This window comes from Magnetospirillum sp. ME-1 (assembly GCF_002105535.1).
In the GTDB taxonomy this organism is placed as follows: domain Bacteria; phylum Pseudomonadota; class Alphaproteobacteria; order Rhodospirillales; family Magnetospirillaceae; genus Phaeospirillum.
The window spans coordinates 3,877,920-3,896,009 of the sequence record NZ_CP015848.1; the positions used below are offsets into that span (position 1 = coordinate 3,877,920).

An 18,090-nucleotide genomic window follows, 5' to 3' on the forward strand; every position below is an offset into this window, starting at 1 on the left:
GGCTCAGGCCGGTTCGCTCTCCTGATCGGGCAGGGTGAAGTAGAAGGTGCTCCCCTGTCCGGGGACGGAATCCAGCCAGATGCGGCCGCCGTGGCTTTCCACGATGCGCTTGCAGATGGCCAGTCCGATGCCGGTACCGGGATAGGCGGTGCCGGTATGCAGGCGGCGGAACACCTCGAAGACGTAGTCCTGGTACTGGGGATCGATGCCGATGCCGTTGTCGCTCACCGCGAAACGCCAGGCGGCGCCGTCGCGCTGGGCTTCCACCCGGACCAGGGGGGCTTCGCTGCAATATTTGAGAGCATTGCCGAGCAGATTGTGGAAGATCTGGCGCAGCTGGGCCCTGTCGGCCCTGAGGCTGGGAAGGGGCCCCAGCTGGAGCTGGGCATGCTTCTGCTCGATGATGGGGCGCAGGCTTTCGGCGACCTCGTCCACCAGCTGGGCGCAATCCACCGTCTCGAGGGCGAGGCCGGCGCCGCCGGCCCGGCTGTATTCCAGCAGGTCGCGCACCAGATTGGACATGCGCAGCGCCTCGTTGACGATGAAGCGCAGGTAGTCCTTGCCCTCGTCGCCCAGGCTGTCCCGGCATTTGCGCTCCAGCAATTGCGAGAAGCTGACCAGCCCGCGCACCGGCTCCTGCAGGTCGTGGGCCGCCACATAGGCGAAGCGCTCCAACTCGGCATTGGTGCGCGACAATTCGGCGATGACCTCCTGCAGGTCGCTTTCCGCCCGGGTCCGCTCGTGGATCTCGTGGCGCAGCTCGTCGTTGCGGTCGTGCAGGTCCTGCACCGCCAGATTCAGCTGACGGGCGATGTTGTCATAGGCCCAGCGCAGGCGGTCGATCTCGTCGCCATGGTCGGGAAAGCCCAGCGTCTCGTCGAACAGCGAGGCCTGGGACGACAGGGATTCCGGCACCAGCTTGCCGACGTTGCGGGCCAGTTCCTCCACCCGGCGGGTGACGATGCGGCTGAAGATCACGTACATGAAGGCCGCCACCAGGAAGGTCTTGACCGTGTTGCTGATCAGGATGGCGACGGCCTGGCCCAGCAGACGGTCGTAGATGCCGTCCAGGCTGGCCGTCACCGCCATGGTGGCGATCTGGCGCGATTCGCCCCGCACATCGCGCATCAGGGGGAATTGGCGATGGACGTGCCGCTTGGAGACGACGGCTCCCGACGTCCACACGTTGCGCCCGTCCGAAGTGGTGATCTCCGCGAATTCCACATGGGAAAGCCGGGTCAGGGCGTCCAGCGCCAGGGTGATCTGGCGTTCGTCGAAGGTCCAGACGCTGCCGGTGATGGGGGGCAGGAAGATGCGGACGTCCTCCAACTGGTCGTCCATGTCGGCGCGCTGCCGCTGGTATTCGCGAAGTAGTTGATAGCCCGTTGCCAGAACAGCCAGAAATGAGCTGAAGGCGATGATCAGCACGATCAGGCGGCGGCCGATCTTGTTTTCTCGCCCTTTCCTGCGGAGCATCATCATCATCATGGTGCACGCAGCCTACCCGTATCCCCGAATGGATACGAGCTTAAAACATTCGATCGCCTTACTTTAGACTTGGCCTAGGGACGCCATCGACCCGCAGGGTCTCGGCGATGGCTTCCAGCCGGGCCATCACCGCTTCGGCATCGGGATAGGAGCGGCTGAGAACCAGGTGGACGTCGAGGCGGTCGATGACGTCGAACTCGAGGTCGCGGATCGGGCGTTCGGCCAGGATTTCCTCGGCGGGACCGGCATAGTCCAGCAGGTACCCGGCCCGTCCGCGCTCCAGCATGGCGAAGGCGGATTCGTGGCTGACCGTGGGGTTGTTGCCGATCCGGTTGGCCGGGTCCTTGATGTAGGCCAGGATGCCGCCATAGCTGTAGCCGTGGACGGTGATCACCTCCTTGCCGGCCAAGTTCTCCTTCGAGGTGACGGGCGGCAAATCCTTGCGGCGGTAGACCCGCAACTCGGTGCCGGCCACCGGCCGCTTGCTGATCAGACAGCACTTCTCCAGCGCCGCCCCCTTGACCAGCATGGAAAAGTCGGTCTGTCCGTCGCGCAGGTGCTCGAACATGCGCGCCGCCGGCAGCCCGCGCGCCCGCCAGGGAATGCCGGCCTGCTGGAACAGCGGCGCGGCGAGGCGCAGCAGCGGATTATCGGGTTCTCCCCTTGCGTCCAGGCGGGTGGTCCACACCGACTGGTCGGGATAGGAGTATTCAATGGTGCGGGGCTCGGCGGCCGCCGGGCCGCAAAGGACCAGAAGAATTCCCGCCAGAAGGAGAGATGACCCGCGCCCGCTCATCATCCGTCTCCGTTTCATTCCCTGAAGTCCTGATCGAGAATACAGCAAGAGCGATGGCGTCACAATCGATGCCGTCATCATCCCGCCTCTTGTGTTTCACGGTGGTTTTCCTGTTCGGAGCGGCTTATCCTCGCCCCGATTTGGCAGGCAGGAGGGGTCGGCATGGCCATGGACCAGGAGTTGCACGCCGGGCTGGAGCCGGGCCTGCGTTTCGCCATGCTGATCGGTCCCGACGGCGGCGTCCGCGACCTGCGCTGGTCCGAGGTGGAGACCTGGCGGCCGACCGACGGCTTCCTGTGGGTCCATCTGGAGCGCGACGAACCCCGCGCCACCCACTGGCTGTGCGAGCGTTCCGGCATCGATCCGCTGGTGGCCATGGCGCTGACCGCCGAGGAATCCCGTCCCCGGGTCGAGGACGTGGGCGACGCGCTGATGGTGGTGCTGCGCGGCGTCAACAAGGCCCGCGCCGGCGAGGGCGAGGACCGCTCGGCCGAGACCGAGCTGGTCCCCGTCCACATCTGGATCGAGGCGGACCGCTGCATCTCGCTGCGCGACAAGGATCACTCGCTGAATGCGCTGCGCGACCTGCGCCTCGCCATGATGATGGGCAAGGGGCCGCGCACGGCGGGCGCCCTGCTGGCCCGTATCGCCGAGAAGGTGGTGGACCATCTGGGCATCCTCACCGACGAGATCGAGGACGGCATCTCCGACCTGGAGGACCGCATCGGCGAGGGGCTGGCCGGCACCGACCTGCGCGAGGACATCGCCTCGGCACGGCGCAAGGTGGTGCAACTGCGCCGCTATCTGGCGCCCCAGCGCGACGCCCTGTACCGCCTGCGCCACGACGACGCCAGTTGGCTCGACCCCGAGGCCAAGATGCGCCTGCGCGAGGTCAACGACCGCCTGATCCGCCATATCGAGGATCTGGACGAAATGCGCCAGCGCGCCACCATCTTGCACGAGGACTTCACCAACCTGGTGGCCGAGCGCGCCGCCCAGTCGTCCAACCGTCTGACCGCGCTGGCCGCCATGGTGCTGCCGCCCTCGCTGCTGGCCGGCATGATGGGTACCAATATCGGCGGCATTCCCGGGTCCCAGGAACCGCTGGCCTTCCTGATCCTGTGCGGCGTGGTGCTCGGCATGATGCCCGTCACCTATCTGATCCTGAAATGGATCAAATGGCTGTAGCCAGGCGAATGAAATAATTCGTTTCTTTTTGTGGCTCACGATTTTGGACAAATTACATAAAGGTGTCCGGGGATATTGCCCGGAATTTGGGGTTGGGGAGCGATGGTGAAGGCCGGAGACAGCGGCGACGATGGCGAGGCCGTGCCGGACGGCGGGCCGAGCCATGCCCGCCGCAAGGGCAAGGCCGCCACCGGCCTGGGGCCGCCGCAGGAAGCCTATGTCGCCTTCGCCTTCGCCGCCGCCGACCTGCTGATGGAGGCCGACCATTCGGGGCGGATCATCTTCGCCATCGGCGCGTCCATGTCGCTGGTGGGCCGCCCGGCCCGCCTGCTGGCCTCCATGACCCTGCCGGAACTGATCCGGCCCGAGGACCAGTCCCGGGTCAAGAACGCCCTGAAGCGCATGGCCAAGGGCGACCGGGTCCGCCATACCCTGCTGCATGTGACGCTGCCGGGCGGCGGCAGCACGCCGGTGGCGCTGTCGGGCTATCCCCATCCCGACCACGAGGGGCGTCTGCTGCTGGTGCTGACCCATTCCGGCACGCTGATGTCGCCCACCGTGCGGCAGAAGGATACCGGCTTGCTGGGGCGCGAGGGGTTCGAGGCCCTGGCCGGCGACCTGATCAAGGAAAGCGCCAAGGACGGCGACGAATCCTATCGCATGACCCTGCTGGACCTGCCGGAACTGGCGGAACTGCGCAGCAAGGTCGGCGCCGAGGCCACCGCCGACTTCATCTCACGCTTCACCGATTACCTGCGCCAGTGTTCGGTGGGCGGCGGAGCCGCCGCCGACCTGGGCAACAGCAAGTACGGCCTGATCCACGGCCCCGAGGTCACCGCCGGCGAGATCGAGACCGCCATCAGCGGACTGGCCCAGCAGGTGATGGGCGCGCCCATGAATCCCGAAACCGCCTCGGTGTCCATCGACGGCGGCGGCATCTCGGCGCAGGAAGCCACCAGCGCCCTGATCTACACCCTGAACCGCTTCACCACCGACAGCGGCGCCACCATCCACGAATTGTCGGCCATGGCGCGGCCGACCCTGTCGCAGACCGTCACCAAGATGCGCGAGGTCAAGGAGACCATCGGCAAGGGCGACTTCCAGTTGCACTTCCAGCCCATCGTCGATCTGTGGAGCAACGCGGTCCACCACTTCGAATGCTTGGTCCGCTTCGGCGACAGCGGCAATTCCCCCTACAGCACCGTGGTGTTCGCCGAGGATACCGGTCTGGTGGGGGAACTGGATCTGGCCATCTGCGCGCGCGCCATCGAGTTCATGCGCCAGGGGGTGGGCTCGGAACCCAGCCTGCGCTTTGCCGTCAATCTGTCGGGGCGCTCGCTGTCGAGCCCCAGCATGGCGGCCCGCCTGCTGCAGATGATTCACGCCGCCTCCGACCTGCGTGGCCGACTGCTGTTCGAGGTGACGGAAAGCTCGGCCATCGTCGATCTGGTGGCCGCCAATGCCGTCATCCAGGAAATCCGCGGGCGCGGCCACCCGGTGGGCATCGACGATTTCGGTGCCGGGGCGGCGGCGTTCCATTACCTGCGCGGCCTCAAGGTCGACCACGTCAAGATCGACGGCTCCTATGTGCGCGAGGCGGCGGGCAAGGGGGAATCGCTGCCCTTCCTGCGCGCCATCACCCAGCTGTGCCGCGAATTGCGGGTGGCCACCATCGCCGAGCATATCGAGGACGAGGCCACCGCCAACCTGCTGCGGGTCTACAACGTGCGTTACGGCCAGGGCTATTATTTCGGCAAGCCCATGCGGCCGTCGTCCAAGCTGCACGGCACCAAGGCGCCGTGGGCCACGCCACTCACCCAGTGGCGCAACGGATTGCTGTTCTTCGGCAATGGGACCGGCGCCGCCTCGGGGGGCTAGGCGTCACCACTTGCATGTTGAAATCCTTCGCTGCCCGTCATAATTCAGGGCTAGCGAAAGTTTGTGGGGGAATTGTTGTGCTGGCGTGGACGGACAGCTTGAGCGTCGGGGTTCCCAAGCTTGACGAGCATCATCGCCATCTCTTCTCCCTGCTGGCCCGCATCGCCGCCATGGTCGAGGAGAGGGGGCTGAGCCTGGATGCGCTTGGATCCGTCTTCGCCGAGCTGAACAGCTACATCGCCTATCACTTCGCCGAGGAGGAGGCGATGATGGAGCGGGCCGGCTTCCCCTTCCTCGAATTGCACCGCCACTCCCACCAGACCATCGCCATGCGGGTGGCCGATATGGCCGCGGCGCTGACCGCCGATGACATGGAGAATACCGCCCGCGATCTGCACGGTTTCCTGACCGGCTGGCTGATTCACCACATCGAAATCGAGGATTTCGAGTACCGCCCCTTCCTTGCCGGCGGTCACTAGCCTTTTCGGCTCAAGTATCCCTTCGCACGTGCAAAAATAAAGTTTCCCATGGGGCCTTGATTGATATTTCGGGCTGCTCCTGCTATGTTTTCCCTCAAAAGAAATAAAAGTATTCCAGGGAAGGCGAGGAGGTCCGATGGCGCCCCTTACTCAGGGTCACGAGACCGGTGTGCCCGTCATCGATGCCGGGAACGAGGGGCTGCGTTTCCTGCTGGGCCGGGTGTTCCAGCCGGGTGTCGAATGCCGCCGCGGCGCGGCCGGGCGCGGTGATTGCGATTTCAGCCGCTGTTCGCGCATTCAGGCGATCATGCGCTATGTGGAGCGCAATTTCGCCCAGCAGGAACAGGTGATGGCCGAATCGGCCTATCCCGATGCCCGGCGTCATCTGGACGACCATGCCGGTCTGCTCGATCACCTGGGGGTGATGCTGCACGCCCAGGTCTGCGCCGACAAGGACGCCGCCAAGGTCCACGACTTCATCGCCCACTGGGTGGTGGAGCACGCCCAGCGCTGCGACCGTCCGCTGGGCCGCTGGGCGGTGACCCGCCGGGTGCTGGAGCCCAAGTGCTAGACTCTGTCCGGGCTTGGCTGAATCCCCGCCGCTCCCTCGTCCCTTGCCCCGGCTTCGGGCCGGGATCCGTGCTGCTTCCGGCCGGGCCGGACCCTGTCTCCGAGACCGCGCGGATAGGGTCTTGGGCAGGGGTAGGGAGTGTTTGATTTTCCCCCGTGAACAGGGCATCCTGCCTTGCGCTGTCCAAGGTCCGGGGGGAGGGGGGCAAGTCCCGCCCGAATTCTGGGAGGACGATGCGGAAGCGACTTGCGGGTCGCGCCGCCTTTTTTGCTGTGATCCGTTTGCGCCCTCAGGCGCCGGCGGATGATCCGGGCGGACGGCGAGTGGTGAATTTCACGAAGGTCAGGGCGGACTCATGGGCGATACAAACATGACCAGAGGCGGGACCGAGGCGGCGGCGCAGGGGATGGGTGCCGACGAGGCCGAGGCGAAGGATATGGCGGCCCCGATGGCGCCTCCTCTGGCGGTGCTTCGTCCCGAACCGCTGCCGTCCGGCGGCGCCGCGCCCTCGGGCGGAAAATCCTCGCAGTTGCTCGCCCTGCTGGTGACCATCGCCTGGGTCGGCGTTTGCGGCTACTGGGCCAACACCTCCATCGGCTGGGGCAACCTTTTGTTCATGCAGCCGCAGGAGATCGGCGGCATGGTCGGCGCCGCCTTCCTGCCCCTGGCCTTCCTCTGGCTGCTGGTCGCCTATTTCGACCGGGGCCGTGAACTGCGCTCGCTGTCGGCCGAGATGCGCGAGCAGCTCGCCCGCCTGACCTATCCGGCCGAAGGCGCGGAAAGCCGGGTGTCGCGCATCGCCGAATCGCTCCGCGCCCAGGCCCGCGACCTGACCCACGCCTCCACCGAGGCCGCCGCCAAGGGCGAGGCCGTGCGCGAGATCATGGCGTCGCAGATCGAGGCCATGACCGGCGTCGTCGGCCGCGTCAACGACGAGGCCCAGACGGCGGTCGAGGCGCTGCGCAAGGAAGTGGACCGCCTGACCCAGGCCGCCGACGGCGCCACGGCGCGGGCGCGCGAGGTGGAAACCCTGCTGCGCATGCAGACCCAGGACCTGACCACCGTCACCGACACCTCGGCGCACCGCATCCGCGAGTTCGGCGAGCTGCTGCGCGGCCAGATCGAGAGCATCGACACCACCTCGGCCCGCGCCGCGTCGCGCGCCGATACCGTGGCCGAGCAGGTGCGTACCCAGGCCGAATCCCTGGACAAGGTCTCCCAGGCGGCGGTGGCCCGCGCCGAGCAGGTGGTCGCCATGTTCGAGCGCCAGGGCGCCCAGCTGGGCAGCTCGGCCGAGCAGGCCACCACCCGCACCGAAGTGGTCGCCAACTCCCTGGCCGAGCGGGTCGAGGCGCTGGAAAGCCTGTTCACCCGCCAGAACACCGATCTGGATCAGGCCGCCGAGCGCCTGGCCGAGCAGACCGCCCGCATTTCCGCCTCGCTGCAGCAGCAGGCCACCGGCCTCGACCAGATCACCGAGCGCGTGCTGTCGCGCGTCAAGATCGTCGAAGAGGCGCTGGGCGTGCAATCGCGCGAGCTGGGCTCGGCCTCGGATCAGGCCATGGGCCGGTTCCGCGAGATCGAGGAAACCCTGGCCCGCCACACGGAAAACCTCAAGACCGCCGCCGACGACGCGTCCAGCCAGTTGGGCGCGGTGGGCGAGGTGTTCGTCCAGCGCCGCGACGACGTGGATCAGGCCGCCGAGCGGGCCATGGCCCGGGTGCGCGAGGTGGGCGAGGCTTTCCAGGGCCAGACCCGCGCCGTCGCCGCCGCCTCGGACCAGATGACCGCGCGGGGCCGCGAGGTTTCCGAAACCCTGCGCCTCTATATCGAGGACCTCAACAAGGGGGCCGAGAAGGCCGCCGCCCAGGCCGAGAACATCCGCACCTCGCTCAGGAAGCAGGCCGACGAGCTGGCCGACGCCGCCAACGTGGTCTCGACCCAGTCCAAGCTGTCGGAAGCATCCCTGAACCAGCAGTCGCGCCACCTGATCGCCACCTCGGACCAGGTGATGGCCAAGGTGAAGACCATCGCCGACACGCTCCGCCAGGGCACCAACGACCTGATCGCCACCTCGTCCAAGGTCGGCGTCGAGCTGGACGCCGTGGGCGAGACGCTGCGCCAGCGCACCACCGACGTGTCCGCCGCCGCCGTCAAGGCGATCTCGGATTCGGGCGGGGTGGCCGAGCTGCTGGAGAAGCGCTCCGAGCAGCTGCAGAACGTCTCCGACCAGCTGGGCTCGCGGGTTCGCGCCGCCACCGAGGTGCTGCGCAAGCAGACCGAGCAGGTGGTGGCCACCGCCGATCAGGCCGAGGCCTCGGTCAGCGCGGTGGGCGAGGCCTTGCGCGTCCAGGCCCAGTCCCTGGCCCGCGTCGCCGACGATTCGTCGGATGTTCTCAAGGCCTTCGGCTCCTCCATCCAGCAGAACGCGGTGCAGCTGGGCGAAGCCGCCCAGCAGGTGTTCGCCCAGTCGCAGACGGCGGGCGATGCGCTGCGCTCCATCAGCCGCGATTTCGAGGAAGCCTCCAACAAGACGGCGGCCCAGGTCACCGCCGCCGGCGACATGCTGCGCGCCGGCATCCGCGAGCTTACCGCCTCGGCGGAACGCATCACCGCCCAGGTGCGCTCGGCCGGCGACGGCCTGCGCCGCCACGCCAGCGAGATGCAGGAAAGCACCGAGCGGACCGGCGCCAAGCTGGAAGCCGCCTTCGAGATGGTGCGCACCAAGTCCAACGACCTGGGCATCACCGGCGACCGTCTGGCTCAGCAGGCCGAGAGCTTCTCCAACAGCTTCTCGCGCCAGGTGGAGGAACTGGTCAACGCCTCCAAGCTGGCCGAAATCCGGGGCGCCCAGCTGGAAGAAAAGCGCGCCCAGCTGTCGGTGGAGCACTTCTTGCAGAACGCCGCCTTCATCGTCGAGAAGCTGCAGTCGCTGTCGGTGGACATCGGCCGCATCTTCAACGCCAATATCGACGAGAAGGCCTGGCGCGAGTTCCATGCCGGCGACCAGTCCATCTTCGTGCGCAAGATTCTCAAGAATCTCGACAAGCACCAGATGGCCTCCATCAAGAACAAGTTCGAGGACGACGGCGACTTCCGCGAATACGTCACCCGCTATCTGGCCGAGTTCGAGGCCCTGCTCAACCAGGCCCGCAATTCCGATCACCAGGACGTGCTGACCGGCACCTTCACCTCGTCCGAGGTGGGCAAGCTGTACCTGGTCCTGGCCCGCTCGCTGGGCCGCCTGGAATAGGCTGTGGCCTGGGTCCAATGAAAACGGCGCCGGAGCGATCCGGCGCCGTTTTTCCATGATCGGGCTATCGCCCGAACCCATCCGGGGCCAATGCCCCGAACCCCATTTTGATTCAGAAATAAAAAGGAGGTTTGGAGGCATGGCCTCCAACCGGGGTACGGGGCGGGAGCCCCGTTTTACCCCAGCACCGCCCGCAGCTGGGCCAGCCGCGCCTCCAGTTCCTCGGGTCTGTAGGGCCGGGCGGGGACGGCGCCCCAGACCGGCTTGGGCCACGAGGCGTCGTCGGTGTTGCGGGCGATGACGTGGACGTGCAACTGGGCCACCACGTTGCCCAGCGCGGCGATGTTGATGCGGTGGGGGGACACGGCCTGGCGCAGCGCCGTCGAGGCCCGGGCGATCTCGTCGAGCAGGGTGTGCCGGTCGTCGGGGGCCAGGTCGGTGATCTCCACCACGCCGTCGCGCCTGGGCACCAGCAGCAACCAGGGATAGGTGGCGTCGTTCATCAAGAGGACGCTGCACAGCGGCCACTGGGTGACCGGCACGGTATCGGCCTGAATCCTGGGGTTCAGCTCAAACATGTATTCAGTCTCCACGTTGCGCGCGCCTTGGTGTTCAAGGTATCAGGAAGCGCCGCTGACGAAAGGGCTTTCACATGCGCCGCCAACGTACCAATCCGTTCCGCCGATTGTTCTCGGCGCTGGGCCTGCTTTTGCTGGTGGTGGCGGTCGGTGTCGCGGGGCTGGAACTGATGGCCGGCTGGGCGGTGAAGCTGATCCGGGACAAGCGTCCGGCCTTTACCGCCAATATGTCCGACGAGGATCTGGGAAAGCTCTACAACACCGCCGACGTGGCCCGGTATCGCGACATCCTGGGGCAGAGTTGGCGGCAGTTGGACACCGTCTATACCCCCTTCGTGGAGTACCGCACCGCGCCGTATCAGAGCGCGCATTTCACCGTCACCAATGACGGCGTTCGCAGCAATGGCGGCGTTCTTCCCGATCTGGCGGGAGACGGGCCGAAGGTCTTCGTGTTCGGCGGCTCCACCACCTTAGGCGCCGGCGTGGCCGATGCCGAGACCATCCCCGCCTATCTGGAACAGGCGCTGGGCGCGGTGGGGCGCGGTGACGTGAAGGTGTTCAATTTCGGCGCCGTTTCCTATTACTCCACCCAGGAACGCATCCTGCTGGAGCGGTTGCTGACCGCCGGATACAAGCCCGACATCGCCGTGTTCATCGACGGCGATGCCGACTTCTATCATTGCAGCATTCCCGACAGCAGCGCCTGGAACGACCGCCTGACCCAGATCAGCGGCGCCCGGTCGCGTCTGCCGCTGTGGCGCGATCTGGCCGCCCGTTCCCAGGTGCTGCAGATGATCCGCCATCTGGCCGGCGACAAATCGGTGCTGGTGCGCGAATGGGGGCGTTTTTGCGAGACCGATGCCGAGGTGGATGCGGTGATCCGCCGTCTCGACGCCAATCGCCGCATGATCGACGCCCTGGCCGAGCGGATGGGGTTCAAGGCGCTGTTCGTGCAGCAGCCGGTCCCCACCTATTCCTATGACAACCGCAAGCGCCCCTTTCCGGTCAAGGAGGAGGCGCTGGGCTACCACATGAACGCGGCGCGCGGCTATCCCCGCATGGCCGACATGAAGGCTGCCGGGCAATTGTGGGACCGGGGCCTGCTGTGGCTGGCGGAACTGGAGCCCGCCGAGGGCAACGCCTATATCGACGCCGTCCATTACTCCCCGGCCTTCAGCAAGGCCATCGGCGAACGCATCGCCTCGGTGCTGGTCGATGGCGGGATGCTGTCGGGAAAATAACCCTGGGTAGCGTTTCGCGCCGCAGCACTTCCGCAACATAAATTATCGCTCCGGTGCATCGGTGCCCTGCAATTCCTTTTGTTGCACACACCGGCCGAGGCGGACAGAATGGCGGCCACAATCGGGGGCGGGAGACTTGCGGTGCAAAGATCGCCGCAAGGGTCGTCGATCAAGATAACGTCTGGGAGGACGCATGGTTTCGGCCAAGCCGGGCAAGACCATTGCCGCAACGGCTCCGGCGGGTGGGGCCGGGGCGTGGGATGACGCCGCTTTCCGTTGGAACGACGCGCTGGCCGAACTGGCCGGGGCGCCGGACGCGCCGCTGAATATCGGCGCGGTCTGCTCCGATCGCCAGGTGAGCCTGGGCCGGGGAGAGCGGATCGCCGTCCGCTGGCTGGGCCGCCGCCAGGGCAGCCGCGACGTCACCTATGGCCAACTGGCCGACCAATCGGGACGATTCGCCCGCGTGCTGGCCGATCTGGGCCTCGAGCCCGGCGAGACGGTGGCGGTGCTGCTGGGCCGCGTTCCCGAACTTTACGGCGCGGCGCTGGGCATCTGGAAGGCCGGCGGGGTCTATTGCCCGCTGTTCGCCGCCTTCGGTCCCGGCCCGGTCAAGGCGCGCCTGGAATTGGGCAAGGCCGCCATCCTGATCACCTCCGACGAATTGTATGCCCGCAAGGTGGCGTCGTCGCGGGCCGCGCTCCCCAATCTGCGGCACGTCCTGCTGGTCGGCGAGGACGGCGGTGTCCCGTCCATGCCGCCGGGCTGTTCCGACCTGCTGGCCCTGGCCGGGGCCGCCCGGCCCATGACGGCGGTGGCGACCCGGCCCGACGCGCCCGCCTTCCTGCACTTCACCAGCGGCACCACCGGTACGCCCAAGGGCGTGCTGCACCCCCATCGGGCGGTGCTGGCCCATCTGGTCACCGGGCGCAAGGTGTTCGGCCTGTCCGAGTCCGACGTGTTCTGGTGCACCGCCGATCCCGGCTGGGTGACCAGCACGTCGTACGGCATCATCGCGCCGCTGGTGTGCGGCGCCGCCCTGATCGCCGACGAGTCCGAACAGGAGCCCCGGCGCTGGTACGGCATCCTGCACGACGAGAAGGTGACCGCCTGGTACACCACGCCCACCGCCATCCGCACCATGATGCGCTATGGCGCGGCCCTGGCCCGTTCGTACCGCGAGAATTCGCTGCGCGTGGCGGCCAGCGTGGGCGAGCCCCTGAACGCCGAGGCGGTGATGTGGGGGCAGAAGGCGCTGGGCGTGCCCTTCCTCGACACCTGGTGGCAGACCGAGACCGGCGCCATCACCATCGCCAACGGTCCCGGCACCGACCGGCGGCCGGGCAGCATGGGCCGGCCTTTGCCCGGCGTCGAGGCGGTGATCATGCGCTGCGAGGGCGGCACGCCCAAGCAGGTGGACGCCGTCGACGCGGTGGGCGAACTGGCCATCCGCACCTGCTGGCCCTCCATGTTCTCCGGCGCGCTGGGCGAGGAGACGCGCTACGGCGATTGCTTCCGCGACGGCTGGTACTTCACCGGCGATCTGGTCAAGCGCGACAAGGACGGCTTCATCTGGTTCGTGGGCCGCGCCGACGACATGATCAAGTGCGGCGGCCTGCAGATCGGCCCCTTCGAGGTGGAAGGCAGCCTGATGGACCATCCGGCGGTGGCCGAGATCGGCGTGGTGGGCAAGCCCGACATGCTGGTGCGCGAAGTGCCGGTGGCCTTCGTCTCGCTCAATCCCGGCTTCGAGGCGGGCGACGCGCTCAGGGCCGAGCTGCTGTCCTATGCCCGCCAGGAACTGGGGGCGGGCATGGCGCCGCGCGAGATCCATTTCGTCGAGGAATTGCCCAAGACCAATTCGGGCAAGATCATGCGCCGGGTGCTGAAGGCCAAGGCCATGGGAGAGCCGGAAGGGGGCGACATCCTGTCCACCCTGCCGCCTTGTCCGGGGCGTTACGACGACGAGTGAGTAAAAGAAAACGGGGCCGAAAGGCCCCGTTTCAGTGACTCTGCCTGTCATGCTGAGCGACGGCGAAGCATCTTTCATCATCCGGCGGCCGGTTGGGCCTGAAAGATCCTTCGGTTTCACCTCAGGATGACAAGGGAGCGGTTCAGCCCCGCTTGCCGCAGGGGCAGCCCCCCGAACCGCCGCCACACCCGCCCTTGCTTTCGTCCACCAGTTCGCGGACGGTGGAGACGCACTTGCCGCAGCGCGGCTTGGAGTCGAAGTGACGGAACACCGCCTGCGGGCTGCCGGCGCCTTCGGTGACGGCGGCGCGGACCTGGCGGTCGGTAAAGCCGTGGCAGAGACAGACATACATGGGGTGCCTCCTTCCTACTGCCGGGCGCTGGAATGAATGGCGCGGGGCTCCGCGACGCTGTCCGATTCCCAGGCGATGGCTTGCAGGGTGCCGGCGCACAGGCCGAGCAACAGGGTGAAGACCAGCAGGCGAACCGAAACCATGGGACGCTCCAGGCGTGTGGGTCATGATCTGTCGCTGATGATAATCATTCGCAACGCCGATGCCAATAGTTATTTTGTGTGATTCGCAATCGCAATTGTCGGGGCTGGCATGTCCGTCCGGGATGCCGGTCCTGGCGAAGCGGCTTGGGGTGGTGTAGCTTCGGCGCTTCCGTGGCCTGAAGGGTGATCGATGACCTTCGAGCAGGGGCTGGCGTTCACCATCCTGGGCGCCACCATCTTGATGTTCGCGCTGGACAAGCTGCGCTACGACCTGGTGGCGCTGCTGTCGCTGTCGGCCGGGATTCTGGCGGGGCTGGTGCCGCCGGAAAAGGCCTTCCACGGCTTTTCCGATCCGGTGGTGGTGGTGGTGGCCGCCGCCCTGGTGGTCAGCGCCGGCATCGAGCGTTCGGGCGTTATCGAGCATCTGATGAAGCCGCTGGCGGCGCTGAAATCCCCCGACGCCCTGATCTGCACCCTGGTGGCGCTGGTGATGGTGCTGTCGGCCTTCATGAAGAATATCGGGGCGCTGGCCATCTTCATTCCGCTGTCCATCCGTCTGGCGCGGGCCGGGGGCATTCCGGTGTCGCAGATCCTTATGCCGCTGTCGTTCGCCTCGCTGCTGGGCGGCGTGATGACCCTGATCGGCACCTCGCCCAACATCATTGTGTCGCGCGTCCGGCTGGAACTGACCGGCAAGCCCTTCACCATGTTCGACTTCACGCCGGTCGGGCTGGGCATCTGCCTGGCCGGCATCGGCTTCCTCGCCTTCGCCTGGAGGGTGCTGCCCAAGGACCGGCAGGGCAGCGGTTCGGGCTCGGAGTTTCGCATCGAGGATTACCTGGCCGAAGTGCGCATCGAGGCGCATTCTCCGCTGATCGGCGCCACGGTGGCCGATCTCGAGCAATTGTTCTCGGGCGGCGCGGTGACGGTGGCGGCCATCATCCGCGACCACGGCCACCGCTATGTCCCCGGCGGCCATTGGGAGTTCTCGGAAAACGACGTCCTGGTGCTCGAGGGCGACCCCATGGCCTTGAAGCCGCTGCTGGACACCGCCGGTCTGGTGCTGATGGGCGGCGGCGGTCTGGGGAGCGAGGACACCACCGTGATGGAAGCGGTGGTGATGCCCAATTCGCCGCTGGTGGGCAGTTCGGCGGTGCGAAGCGCCATGCGGCGGCGTCACGGCATCGCGCTCCTGGCCATCAGCCGGGGCGGTCGGCACATGATCGAGCGGCTGCGCCAGACCGAGTTCAAGGCCGGCGACGTGCTGGTGGTGGAAGGCAACGGCGAGGCCATGCCCGGCACCCTGGCGCAACTGGGCTGCCTGCCGCTGGGCCAGAAGGCCATGCCGCTGGCGCGCAAATCCGCCCTCCTGCCGGTGGCCATCGCCTTCGGGGCCATGCTGTCGGTGGCCCTGGGACTCATGCCGGTGGCGCCGGCCTTCTTCCTGGCGGCGGTGGCCATGATCCTGCTGGGCTGCCTGCCGCTGCGCGACGCCTACGAGGCCGTCCACTGGCCGATCATCCTTTTGCTGGGGGCGCTGATTCCCATCAGCGACGCCATGAAGAGCACCGGCGCGTCGGATCTGCTGGCCGGCTGGCTGGCCATGGCGGCCTCGCAGGTGCCGGTGCCCATGGCGCTGGGGCTGGTGCTGCTGGCCTCCATGCTGCTGGCTCCTTTCCTGCACCATGCCGCCACCGTGCTGCTGATGGGCCCGGTGGCCGCCGGCATGGCCGTGAAGATGGGGCTTGCCGTCGATCCCTTCCTGATGGCGGTGGCGCTGGGAGCGGCCAGCGACTTCCTCACCCCCATCGGCCACCAGTGCAACACCCTGGTGATGGGCGTCGGCGGCTATCGCTTCGGCGATTACTGGCGGCTGGGTCTGCCGCTCAGCGTCATCGTGCTGGTGTCGGGGACGGTGCTGATCCTGATGGTCTGGCCGATTTAAATTGACTTCCCGCCTGCAAGGGCGCAGGGTCCGCCGGTCCGGACGATTCGCGTCCGGCTTGCTCGCGGGCAGCGCGCAACGGCCGATCCCCCGACGGATCGCCTTTCGCCCCGAGCCTTCCTTCCCTTGCCCATAGCTTCCTGGCCGCGCGTCCGGGAGGAGCCAGACGAAAACCGCATTTTGCGGCGCTCGTCCCGCCGTCCGTCCCCGCCCTGTGTGGGCGCGAGGGATGACGGCCTGTTGAAGAAAGAGACCTGATGACCGTTCTGTTTTCCGAACTCGGCCTGGCCGAGCCCCTGCTGAAGGCGCTCGAGGCCGAGGGCTACACCACCCCCACCCCCATCCAGGAACAAAGCATCCCCCACCTGATCGAGGGCCGCGACGTCCTGGGCCTGGCCCAGACCGGCACCGGCAAGACGGCGAGCTTCGCCCTGCCGCTGCTCCAGCGTCTGGACGCCTTCAAGAAGCGCGCCATGCCCAAGAGCTGCCGCGTCCTGGTGCTGACCCCCACCCGCGAGCTGGCGGTGCAGGTGGGTCAGAGCTTCAAGACCTATGGCTGCCATTACCGGCTGCGCCACGCGCTGGTGTTCGGCGGCGTCGGCATGGTGCCGCAGATCAAGACCATGGCCGGCGGCGTCGATGTGCTGGTGGCCACCCCCGGCCGCCTGCTCGACCTGATCGATCAGGGCGCCATCCGCCTGGATTCGGTCGAGGCGCTGGTGCTGGACGAGGCCGACCGCATGCTCGACATGGGCTTCATCCAGCCCATCCGCAAGATCGTCGCCATGGTGCCCAAGCAGCGCCAGACCGTGCTGTTCTCGGCCACCATGCCCGAATCCATCGTCGGCCTGGCCAATTCGGTGCTGCACACCCCCGTGCGCGTCGAGGTGACCCCGGTTTCCTCCACCGCCGAGAAGATCGACCAGAAGGTGCTGTTCGTCGACCGCGAGCACAAGCGCACCCTGCTGACCGACATCCTGGCCGGCAACGACGTGGTCCGCGCCCTGGTCTTCACCCGCACCAAGCACGGCGCCAACCGCGTCGCCGAACTGCTGGAAAAGGCCGGCATCAACGCCGACGCCATCCACGGCAACAAGTCCCAGGGCGCCCGCCAGAAGGCCCTGGCCGATTTCCGCGACGGCCGCATCAAGGCGCTGGTCGCCACCGACATCGCGGCGCGCGGCATCGACGTGGACGGCATCACCCACGTCATCAACTTCGAGCTGCCCAACGAGCCGGAAAGCTATGTCCACCGCATCGGCCGCACCGCGCGCGCCGGCGCTTCCGGCATCGCGCTCAGCCTGTGCGACAACGATGAAGTGGCCTATCTGCGCGATATCGAGAAGACCATCCGCCAGGCCATCCCGGTGGATTACGACCAGCCCTACCACGCCCCTCACATCGCCACCCGCGGCCTGCCCGGCGGCCCCCGCGCCACCAAGCCGCCGCAGAACAGGGGCGGTCAGGGTCGCAACGGCCACTCCCAGCAGGCCCGTGGGCCGCAAGGCCACCCGCAGCAGAGCCGGGGCGGCAATCCCCATGGCGAGCACGGCTCCCATCCGGCCAGGGGCCGCGACGGCGCCAAGCATACCCATGCGGCCAAGCCGGCTTCCGGCAAGCCATCGTCCGGTCGTCCGGCCGGCAAGCCGGGTGGAGCCCGTCCCCAGGGCGGCTTCAAGGGCATGCCCGGCGGCAGCCGCAACGCCGCGCGGGGATAAGCCTTCGCGTCATCCGTGAGATCGTCATGCCCGGCCGTCGTGCCGGGCATGTTCGTTTATGAGGCTTTCAGCACCATGCGGGCCAGGCGCGGCGCGTTGACGCTGACCGGCAGGGCGCCGCCCTCGATCTCGGCCAGGGTGAACCAGCCCGCCGCCTCGGCATCGTCGGCGGCCACCGGCTCGCCGTGGGGGCAAAGGCAACGCACCACGTTGAGAACGTAGTGATAGCGGATGCGGCCCCCGTCATCGGGGCTGATGACCTCGAACACGTCCACCACACCCCTGGCCTCGGCGGCCAGGCCGGTTTCCTCGGCCAGTTCGCGCAGCGCGGCCGCCGCCAGGGTCTCGCCCACCTCGACCAGCCCTCCGGGAAAGCCCCATTTGCCGCGATCGGGCTCCTTGGCGCGGCGGACCATCAGCAGGCGGCCGCCGCGCTCGACCAGGGCCAGCACGCCGGGCAGGGGATGGGACGGGTATTCTCGCGCCAT

At 67.4% G+C, this 18,090-nt stretch carries 15 protein-coding genes; 9 read left to right on the forward strand and 6 right to left on the reverse strand.

The genetic code is table 11. The annotated features are described in order from the left end of the window. Positions 1-3 precede the first annotated feature (3 nt). Both WV31_RS18155 and WV31_RS18160 read right to left on the reverse strand, forming a co-directional pair. The gene (locus tag WV31_RS18155; protein ID WP_237051365.1) at positions 4-1,476 is read right to left on the reverse strand and encodes a sensor histidine kinase; all 1,473 of its coding nucleotides are present in this window, start codon (positions 1,474-1,476) and stop codon (positions 4-6) included. A gap of 70 nt (positions 1,477-1,546) precedes the next feature. After that, positions 1,547-2,284, reverse strand: coding sequence for an amino acid ABC transporter (locus WV31_RS18160; protein ID WP_145980904.1), 738 nt, complete (start codon positions 2,282-2,284; stop codon positions 1,547-1,549). 162 nt (positions 2,285-2,446) lie between these two features. On the opposite strand from WV31_RS18160, the gene WV31_RS18165 reads away from it, so the two are divergent. From WV31_RS18165 to WV31_RS18185, 5 genes are all read left to right on the forward strand, one after another. Continuing rightward, a complete protein-coding gene (locus WV31_RS18165; RefSeq protein WP_085374889.1) occupies positions 2,447-3,472 on the forward strand; it encodes a zinc transporter ZntB in 1,026 nt (341 codons plus the stop codon). A gap of 102 nt (positions 3,473-3,574) precedes the next feature. After that, on the forward strand, positions 3,575-5,350 hold the full coding sequence (locus tag WV31_RS18170) for an EAL domain-containing protein (RefSeq protein ID WP_085374890.1): 1,776 nt from the start codon (positions 3,575-3,577) through the stop codon (positions 5,348-5,350). Between the two features lie 77 nt (positions 5,351-5,427). Continuing rightward, positions 5,428-5,829 carry a bacteriohemerythrin gene (locus WV31_RS18175; RefSeq protein WP_085374891.1) on the forward strand — a complete coding sequence of 134 codons (402 nt, stop codon included), beginning with the start codon at positions 5,428-5,430 and terminating at the stop codon, positions 5,827-5,829. Between the two features lie 136 nt (positions 5,830-5,965). Next, entirely contained in the window at positions 5,966-6,400 is a 435-nt protein-coding gene (locus WV31_RS18180; RefSeq protein WP_085374892.1) for a bacteriohemerythrin, read from the forward strand. 370 nt (positions 6,401-6,770) lie between these two features. Next, positions 6,771-9,653 carry a hypothetical protein gene (locus WV31_RS18185; RefSeq protein ID WP_237051367.1) on the forward strand — a complete coding sequence of 961 codons (2,883 nt, stop codon included), beginning with the start codon at positions 6,771-6,773 and terminating at the stop codon, positions 9,651-9,653. Positions 9,654-9,829: 176 nt separating this feature from the next. On the opposite strand, the gene WV31_RS18190 is transcribed toward WV31_RS18185, so the two are convergent. After that, positions 9,830-10,231 (reverse strand): HIT family protein, encoded by a 402-nt coding sequence (locus tag WV31_RS18190; protein ID WP_085374894.1) that lies wholly within the window; start codon positions 10,229-10,231, stop codon positions 9,830-9,832. Between the two features lie 74 nt (positions 10,232-10,305). On the opposite strand from WV31_RS18190, the gene WV31_RS18195 reads away from it, so the two are divergent. Both WV31_RS18195 and WV31_RS18200 read left to right on the forward strand, forming a co-directional pair. After that, entirely contained in the window at positions 10,306-11,472 is a 1,167-nt protein-coding gene (locus WV31_RS18195; RefSeq protein ID WP_085374895.1) for an SGNH/GDSL hydrolase family protein, read from the forward strand. A gap of 193 nt (positions 11,473-11,665) precedes the next feature. After that, entirely contained in the window at positions 11,666-13,444 is a 1,779-nt protein-coding gene (locus WV31_RS18200; protein WP_237051368.1) for an AMP-binding protein, read from the forward strand. Between the two features lie 142 nt (positions 13,445-13,586). Here the strand turns inward: WV31_RS18200 and WV31_RS18205 are convergent, their stop codons facing one another. Together WV31_RS18205 and WV31_RS22685 are read right to left on the reverse strand one after the other, a co-directional pair. Beyond that, the gene (locus tag WV31_RS18205) at positions 13,587-13,796 is read right to left on the reverse strand and encodes a (2Fe-2S)-binding protein (protein ID WP_043743718.1); all 210 of its coding nucleotides are present in this window, start codon (positions 13,794-13,796) and stop codon (positions 13,587-13,589) included. A 14-nt stretch (positions 13,797-13,810) separates the two neighbouring features. Continuing rightward, entirely contained in the window at positions 13,811-13,939 is a 129-nt protein-coding gene (locus WV31_RS22685; protein ID WP_257788783.1) for a hypothetical protein, read from the reverse strand. 190 nt (positions 13,940-14,129) lie between these two features. On the opposite strand from WV31_RS22685, the gene WV31_RS18210 reads away from it, so the two are divergent. Both WV31_RS18210 and WV31_RS18215 read left to right on the forward strand, forming a co-directional pair. Then, positions 14,130-15,884, forward strand: coding sequence for an SLC13 family permease (locus WV31_RS18210; RefSeq protein WP_085374896.1), 1,755 nt, complete (start codon positions 14,130-14,132; stop codon positions 15,882-15,884). Positions 15,885-16,141: 257 nt separating this feature from the next. Further along, complete coding sequence (locus WV31_RS18215; protein WP_085374897.1) at positions 16,142-17,602, forward strand: DEAD/DEAH box helicase; 1,461 nt, start codon at positions 16,142-16,144, stop codon at positions 17,600-17,602. Between the two features lie 56 nt (positions 17,603-17,658). Here the strand turns inward: WV31_RS18215 and WV31_RS18220 are convergent, their stop codons facing one another. Further along, positions 17,659-18,090, reverse strand: coding sequence for an NUDIX hydrolase (locus tag WV31_RS18220; RefSeq protein ID WP_085374898.1), 432 nt, complete (start codon positions 18,088-18,090; stop codon positions 17,659-17,661).

What these genes read in the sequence shown, in the direction of transcription:
- WV31_RS18155 (WP_237051365.1), bottom strand. Translation starts at nt 1,476, where the DNA reads ATGCTCCGCAGGAAAGGGCGAGAAAACAAGATCGGCCGCCGCCTGATC.
- WV31_RS18160 (WP_145980904.1), bottom strand. Translation starts at nt 2,284, where the DNA reads ATGAGCGGGCGCGGGTCATCTCTCCTTCTGGCGGGAATTCTTCTGGTC.
- WV31_RS18165 (WP_085374889.1), top strand. Translation starts at nt 2,447, where the DNA reads ATGGCCATGGACCAGGAGTTGCACGCCGGGCTGGAGCCGGGCCTGCGT.
- WV31_RS18170 (WP_085374890.1), top strand. Translation starts at nt 3,575, where the DNA reads ATGGTGAAGGCCGGAGACAGCGGCGACGATGGCGAGGCCGTGCCGGAC.
- WV31_RS18180 (WP_085374892.1), top strand. Translation starts at nt 5,966, where the DNA reads ATGGCGCCCCTTACTCAGGGTCACGAGACCGGTGTGCCCGTCATCGAT.
- WV31_RS18185 (WP_237051367.1), top strand. Translation starts at nt 6,771, where the DNA reads ATGACCAGAGGCGGGACCGAGGCGGCGGCGCAGGGGATGGGTGCCGAC.
- WV31_RS18190 (WP_085374894.1), bottom strand. Translation starts at nt 10,231, where the DNA reads ATGTTTGAGCTGAACCCCAGGATTCAGGCCGATACCGTGCCGGTCACC.
- WV31_RS18195 (WP_085374895.1), top strand. Translation starts at nt 10,306, where the DNA reads ATGCGCCGCCAACGTACCAATCCGTTCCGCCGATTGTTCTCGGCGCTG.
- WV31_RS18200 (WP_237051368.1), top strand. Translation starts at nt 11,666, where the DNA reads ATGGTTTCGGCCAAGCCGGGCAAGACCATTGCCGCAACGGCTCCGGCG.
- WV31_RS18205 (WP_043743718.1), bottom strand. Translation starts at nt 13,796, where the DNA reads ATGTATGTCTGTCTCTGCCACGGCTTTACCGACCGCCAGGTCCGCGCC.
- WV31_RS22685 (WP_257788783.1), bottom strand. Translation starts at nt 13,939, where the DNA reads ATGGTTTCGGTTCGCCTGCTGGTCTTCACCCTGTTGCTCGGCCTGTGC.
- WV31_RS18210 (WP_085374896.1), top strand. Translation starts at nt 14,130, where the DNA reads ATGACCTTCGAGCAGGGGCTGGCGTTCACCATCCTGGGCGCCACCATC.
- WV31_RS18215 (WP_085374897.1), top strand. Translation starts at nt 16,142, where the DNA reads ATGACCGTTCTGTTTTCCGAACTCGGCCTGGCCGAGCCCCTGCTGAAG.
- WV31_RS18220 (WP_085374898.1), bottom strand. Translation starts at nt 18,090, where the DNA reads ATGGCGCGAGAATACCCGTCCCATCCCCTGCCCGGCGTGCTGGCCCTG.